At 45.5% G+C, this 5609-nt stretch carries 6 protein-coding genes; 3 read left to right on the top strand and 3 right to left on the bottom strand.

Features of this window, described 5'->3' with window-relative positions:
• Positions 1 to 124: 124 nt before the first annotated feature.
• The 3 genes from GMA8713_RS28640 to GMA8713_RS24940 all read right to left on the bottom strand — a co-directional run bounded on the left by GMA8713_RS28640 (position 125) and on the right by GMA8713_RS24940 (position 2607).
• The gene (locus tag GMA8713_RS28640) at positions 125 to 307 is read right to left on the bottom strand and encodes a protease modulator HflK N-terminal domain-containing protein (RefSeq protein WP_062715288.1); all 183 of its coding nucleotides are present in this window, start codon (positions 305 to 307) and stop codon (positions 125 to 127) included.
• 66 nt (positions 308 to 373) lie between these two features.
• On the bottom strand, positions 374 to 1432 hold the full coding sequence (locus tag GMA8713_RS24935; RefSeq protein ID WP_062715291.1) for an alanine/ornithine racemase family PLP-dependent enzyme: 1059 nt from the start codon (positions 1430 to 1432) through the stop codon (positions 374 to 376).
• Positions 1429 to 2607, bottom strand: a complete 1179-nt coding sequence (locus tag GMA8713_RS24940) for an N-acetyltransferase DgcN family protein (protein ID WP_062715293.1) — start codon at positions 2605 to 2607, stop codon at positions 1429 to 1431. Before GMA8713_RS24940 ends, GMA8713_RS24935 begins: the two co-directional genes overlap by 4 nt.
• Before the next feature lie 759 nt (positions 2608 to 3366).
• Here GMA8713_RS24940 and GMA8713_RS24945 point away from each other — a divergent pair.
• The 3 genes from GMA8713_RS24945 (at position 3367) to GMA8713_RS24960 (ending at position 5451) form a co-directional block, all read left to right on the top strand.
• Complete coding sequence (locus tag GMA8713_RS24945) at positions 3367 to 4077, top strand: hypothetical protein (RefSeq protein ID WP_062715295.1); 711 nt, start codon at positions 3367 to 3369, stop codon at positions 4075 to 4077.
• Positions 4078 to 4418: 341 nt separating this feature from the next.
• Positions 4419 to 4742 carry a hypothetical protein gene (locus tag GMA8713_RS24955; protein WP_062715299.1) on the top strand — a complete coding sequence of 108 codons (324 nt, stop codon included), beginning with the start codon at positions 4419 to 4421 and terminating at the stop codon, positions 4740 to 4742.
• 136 nt (positions 4743 to 4878) lie between these two features.
• Positions 4879 to 5451, top strand: coding sequence for a DUF2913 family protein (locus GMA8713_RS24960; RefSeq protein WP_062715301.1), 573 nt, complete (start codon positions 4879 to 4881; stop codon positions 5449 to 5451).
• The last annotated feature ends 158 nt before the right edge of the window (positions 5452 to 5609 follow it).

Below are 5609 nucleotides of genomic sequence, written 5' to 3' on the forward strand. Positions count from 1 at the left end.
ATCGGTGCTATGATGGCCATTACTCAGTCCTTTTTGTGGGTTTTCTCTGTTTGGCGATAGATCAGATCGCGCAAACTGGACTGAGTTTCTCTTACCTTTGAGATCTACTATTAGGAACAGCTATTTATATGGCGCTTTTTATTAGTAACGCCACAAGTAAAATAACAATAATAATGAAGAAATTAGACGGACTTCCACCCGGAAGTATTTTTTTAAAATCTCGAATATTTTTAATTATTTCACCGAGATTGGGAGGCGACTTATTACCACCCCAAGGGTTATTGGACAATTGATTGTTGTTAGGCATTTTTTGACCCTCCGTTCAGTAACTTGAATCAGTGCTGTTAGCCTAAAGACCATATGTTGGTGTGTGTTAAGCGTAAACCTTCGTAATGTAAGGTGATGTCATGGCAGAAAGGAGAGCAGCATAATCCAGAGAAAATGCCACCTCTTCTCCCACGCTCAAGGAATTATCGGCGGTTTCTACAATAAGATGGTCACTGCTGGCATCTTGTAGCTTGATTCCTTTTGGCGGTGTGAGCCCTTGTGGGTAAACATCTTGTCGGCCAATGGCGAGTATTGCCTGATTGACCTCTCCGCGATCATGATATTTTTTGTATTCGCCAAAGGCATTTTTGCGTATTTCTCCCCAAGGTAGAGAGGGTTTTCGATTCATCTCAATGACTTCGGCATAGAGTGTGAAAACATCCTCATGCAGATCCATCACCCTTGTTTGCGTGAGCGTTTCTTTTCCAAGGAAGATAGCTTCTCCAAGCCTCAAGTGATTAACCCGACTGGCTTTATGCTCACCCATTGCCCAAAGAAGATTCGCTGAGTTTCCGCCCGAAATGACAGGGAGTGAAACAGACAAAATAGTTTCCAAGGCCTTTACCAACTCAGACAGGCGCGACATTTTTTCTTTATCTGGCGAAACACCATGCCGACACGTTAAATTTACTCCGATCCCTTCAAGCGAAATGTTGGATTGGCTTAATGTATATGCCATCACGGATTCAAGTAGATCGGGCATGACCCCTTCGCGCAAGTCACCCAATTCAACCATGATGATCACACCATGGGTTCGCCCCGTTTTAGTTGCTGCCAACGACAAGGCGTGAATCACCGTTATCTCCGTGTTCAAGCTGATTTCGCAGTGTTCGACCACCCGCTCTACCTGGCTTAACATTGGCGTACGCGTTAGCAAAAGAGGCACTTGGATGCCGGCTCTCCGCATTCTTTCAATATTCTCGATGCGAGAATCTGCCAACATTGTTGCTCCTGCCTCGATAAATAGCTTTGCCAAATTGGGGTCCCCTTGAGTCACCTTCATCACAGGGGTGGCTGATATGCCAAGCTGAGAGAGTCTTCCCATTAAGCGTTGCGCGTTGTGCTTGAGTTTTCGGCAATCTATCTCCAATCTAGGCGATATCATGGCGTGATACTTGGAAGCTGTTTATTTAGCGCAGGAAAGGTATTGAAGACCATCTGGCATAAACGCTCAGCAGGCAGAGAGAGAGCATCGGTTACAGGCAGTTCAAACTCCTTGTTGTACTCCTTGACCGTTTCTGCGATGTCATGCGAACTCATTCCTTCATGATTAAGCGTGATACCCAGAACTGGAACGTTACCAAAACCGTTAATGAGATCTATTTCAGAGCGAACAGAAGGCATCGGCATGTTTTCAAAGTCAGTTCGGTGAAGTCTTTTAGGAGCGTGCTGTAAAATCACGCCATGCGGCGCGCAACCACGAAGAATGGCAGCACTCGTGGTAAAGGCGGGATGACTCAGTGCACCTTGCCCTTCTATGATAATGACGTCAGGTTGCTCGGTTTCATAAGCACCCACAATAAGTGATTCAAGCTCACCTGCGCAAAATTGCGAGGGTACAGCATCCATAACAACAGCGTAGCGTGCACCTTGCATGACACCGGTTTGTCCCGTTGCAATGAGCACGACATTCAGGCCGCGCTCGCGCAACGCATTGGCTAAGACAGTCGCTGTGGTGCGTTTGCCGATCGCGCAGTCGGTGCCAGCCACAAGGATTCGAGGACAGCCAACCTGATGAATAATTCCGCTAAATGTTTGCAAGTCATTTTGCGCATGAGGTTTGCGAATGTCGAAAATGGTGACATCGAGGGTGTCTGAAGCGGAAGAGAAGACAGGATCATCATTTAGAAATTCATGCAATCCGTTCACAATATTCATACCGAGTCGCATGGCATAAAGGATCAGTGATTTTTCAGACTCTGAGTAAACACCATTTGAAGGTGCTAAACCAAAGATGAAGTAATCTGGGATACCACCGGCTTTTTCAATTGAATCCTTCAAACTTGCGCAAACAGGAATGCCGTTGTACTCACCGTCAAGAACATAGCCAGCGTCTAAACCGGATTTCTCACTATCGATGACTGAAAGAATGCGAAAGCTTGGGGAGTGCCGAACAAGGCCATTTGCAGTTTTTCCATCAATTTCCCCAAAGTTCGCCTCGCAGTAAACAATGGCCGTTGGTATAGGCTCGAGACCAGATTGGAGTATGTGTAATTTTGAAAACCGTCTAACCAATTGAACATCAAGCGTGTCAATCTCTGTGAATGGTAATGTAGACATAGTGAAACCTAATGAGGTTTAGGCTTAGGGGGCGACGAGTGCAGCCGAGGCGTCATTTCGGGAGGATACAAGAGGTCCCCACTAAGCGATGGGGGAATATAAACAGTAGCACACTAATTTAACCAGTGCGGCTCTTGACTCATACAAGTTGAGTTTGTCTCACTAGAAAGACATTGTTCAAAGTGACAGGCAACTTACCGTGGTCGGTATTGCCTGTTGGCTGAGAAATTGGAGACCATTAAGGCGGTTTCGGTGCGAGGAGTATTACTGCCTTAGTTTGGCGAGACAAATACCTCTGTTTAATATCACTATTTATGTTAGTCAAACAGATGCTTCAATGGATAGGTGAAATCTGGCAATGGTCGAAAACTGTATATCGATTTTTTGACCTCTTCACTGATAGCGCGCAAGCATAGGTTTTAGGCCTATCAGCCCTACTAATGAAAATCCAAGGTTCCCCAAATAAAACTTATCCGAAGTCTTCGCCTTTGAGCACAACCGCCAACTCACTTCTGTCCACTTTTGAGTTGGCCAGGAAAACCTATTTTTGTGCCCTTGAGCTTGTCTCACATTCCGAGCTTTCAGTTCGTTGAACCTAGGAGTACGGAAACGGCAGAAATGACGATATTCAACGCCTGACATGTGAGATGCGCGAAAGCTAATATGTAGATATTCGCAAACTTGATAGCCCAGCTTACTGGATGAGGTGAGCTCTATTCTTCATAATGATTTCATTCACTAAAACCAAGGAAGCGTTGCGTGTCAAAGCAGTATGTGTCGGTTATCCCAAACATGGATATGCCCTCCAACATCAGGGGCGTTGGTGGTGGCGCCAAGTTGAAAACGCATGAGCCAACTTCCGCGAAAGATGACTTTGTTTCACGTAAAATGCGTGAAAGCGAAGCAGCCAAAAGCCGCACTAACAGCCCTATAGAACATGGGGAGCTTTATAAAAGCCAATCTGTTCTCGATTCCCAGAGCGCACAGAATGCCATCGTCAATGACCAACCAACAACCGACGAAGAAAAAGACCACTTAGTGGTGTTTTTAGGCGGTGCGGGGATGCGTGGCGATTATCAATACGACATGGTGCGAGCACTCATGCATGCCGGCGTTAAACGAGCTGTTTGTGGTAACTATTCCGGTGTTTTTGAGAACGGCGAAGATCTGGATTACAACGAATACATTGATATGGGTGCCGATGCGACGTCTGTGATTTTCTACAATCAGGCAGAAGATGACCCCATCGCCCTCCAATTAGTCAACACCAGTGAATGTAACGTCGAATCGAAATACGCGTTGGGCGAAACCGAATGGGTCAACTATTCAGGAAAGAATGCGTATGGTGATGACTGTCCTTCATCGGTCATTAGAGTCAAGCTCGCGCCGAGGACGTTAGACTTATCCCTGCAAGCGCTCGGAGTGGCAGCTCCAACGCCCAGCCAAGGTGGTGAATTTTCGCTGATCTGATACTCATGGGGAGCTGTCATCGCTGCTCGTTCAGCCCTGTATCATGCGAATAGTGGGATAACCGTTCATCATTTAGTGCTCATAGGAGCGCCAATCAATCACAGCCTTTTGAAAGCGGTAAAATCTAACAGTAATATAAAAACTGTCGTAGTAATTGACTTGATAAGCCAAGGAGATCCCATTTACGCTGGAATCAGTGATGGGGAAATCATTATGAAGGCCAATGAATTGCGTACTCAAATGCTAAAAGGCTCGGGACATTTTTACTACTCTGTTGAGAGCAAAGACGGAAAAAAGCGGCGTGCAGATCTGGCAAGAGAACTTGTGGGGTTAGGAATACGATGATTTTCTCCAATCTATTGCGGGTTTTAACCTTAGCCATTCTCTCTTTGGCGATAATCTCGTTTGGTCTTCACTTCTATGATCCAGCAACAGGGAAAGGCGAGGGCTTTTCCCCGTTTGTTTCTTACGTGACTGTCTATACCCCGTTCATAGTGGGAATATTTTTTGTTTTCCTCTTCGTGTTAGATGTTTACCGTCTGATTAAAAGTCGAAACAAAAGAGAGTTTTATTGGCTACTTTGGGATGTTACCGCCTTCAGTATTTACATCGCTGCAACATTAAGCGTACTGATTGACTCAATTGATAAATCTGGAATGGTATAGCTGCTTTCCCCGACTAAATTTTCCCCATTGCGAGGCCGGAAACGGCAGAAAGGCAGACATTCAACGCTTAGCATTAGTAGGACTTGGCGAACACAATCTGTAAAATACCTGAACAATTAATATAAAAGTGTTTTCTATGCTTCTCTCCTCCGTTATCGAAAATGCGTTACTAAACCTTTATACCAACGTTTCCGCCGCTAAGGGCTTCACCCCATTGGAAAAGCGTAATCACATTCTTAGCCGGTACCTGAAACCCAAGTTAAAAGACCCGCGCTACAAGTCGATCAAAAATGAACTTAAGCAAATGCTCAACATCTCTCGTACCAAAGGAGCAAACTTGGAGAAAAAACTGTGGGAGCTGAATGCGGTTTCAGTTGGGTATCAGCAAAAAATCGATGATGCGACAAAGCTCTTTGATCAACTAAATTTTTTACATGATGAACATGGTATCGATGCAAAGCTCTTCAATGAAAAATCGGATGACAGCCCGTCTAATAACACAATCTATGTGTTGCCTGAGCATATTGAACATTGTTTCAATCAGAGCGGTGAGCAGACATCCCCGCTGTCACTGATGATACAGGGAGACAAAGCGTCGGGGTTAGCAGAGCTCATTAACGCCCACGGTCTTTTTCGGGCCGAGCAAAAAGAGTTGAATGAAAAGGCATGCCAGGCACATGTTCTTCTTCATCCAATCAGTCAACCGTAACGATGAATTCTGGGAATGGCTGACACGTTTTTGTCGGGTGGACGACACTTGTTGCCAAGTGCCGTCTCCCTAAGAACCGTACGTGCAACTTTCACTGCATACGGCTCAAGCCTCCACAAAGGCATCGTTTGATACCCAGCAACTTATAACGCAGCCAG

The sequence above is a fragment of the Grimontia marina genome, from assembly GCF_900060185.1.
GTDB lineage: Bacteria > Pseudomonadota > Gammaproteobacteria > Enterobacterales > Vibrionaceae > Enterovibrio > Enterovibrio marinus.